Below are 679 nucleotides of genomic sequence, written 5' to 3' on the forward strand. Positions count from 1 at the left end.
ACCAGCTCGCTGACCCCGTCGCCCAGCGGCGGCACCTGCACGTCGCAGCCTCGTTCGGCGTCCGCGCGGCGGCGGTCGGAGGCCGCCGCGTCCCGGGCGACGAGCTCCTGGCGGATGGCGGCCTCCAGCTGCCGGATCGACAGCTCCCCGGCGACCGGCAGGACCGCGGCCTCGACCTCGGCGACCACCGCCGGATCGACCCCGCGGGCCTTCCAGCCGAGCTGGTCGGCGAACACCCGCGCCCGCGGCCAGTCGATCGTGCCGGCGTCGAGTGCGGCCAGGACGGCGGGCAGGTGTGCCAGGGCGGCGCACTGGTCGGCCAGCTTCCCGGCCGCGGTGCGGGAGCAGGCCAGCACGGTGGCCAGTTCGTCGGTGAAGAACTCGCTCACCCCGTCCAGCTCACCCGGGCGCCGCTGGTCGTCCTCGTCATCGCCGCCGTGGCGGGTGCGCGGATCGGGGCGGGCGGCGGCCAGCCCCAGCACCGCCCGCACCCGCAGCCCGGCCAGCATCGCCTCCGCCGCGGCGATCTGCTGCAACAGCGCCGCGTTCGCCGCCGACGACCGCCGCGCCGGCAGCATCTGCGGCAGCGTGTCGGGCACCCAGCCCGGGCCCCCGCGGCAGCGGCTCCCGGTCCCGTTCCGGCGCGGCAGCCAGCGGCACCACGGTCACCCCGACCGCG

General features: G+C 78.4%; 1 protein-coding gene. It reads right to left on the reverse strand.

All coding sequences use genetic code 11. The features are described 5' to 3' along the window. On the reverse strand, positions 1-578 hold a 578-nt coding region (locus tag ACI8AX_RS23595; protein ID WP_456552310.1), incomplete at its 3' end, for a DUF222 domain-containing protein. Positions 579-679: the final 101 nt, after the last annotated feature.

It is taken from the genome of Blastococcus sp. SYSU D00813 (genome assembly GCF_054050735.1).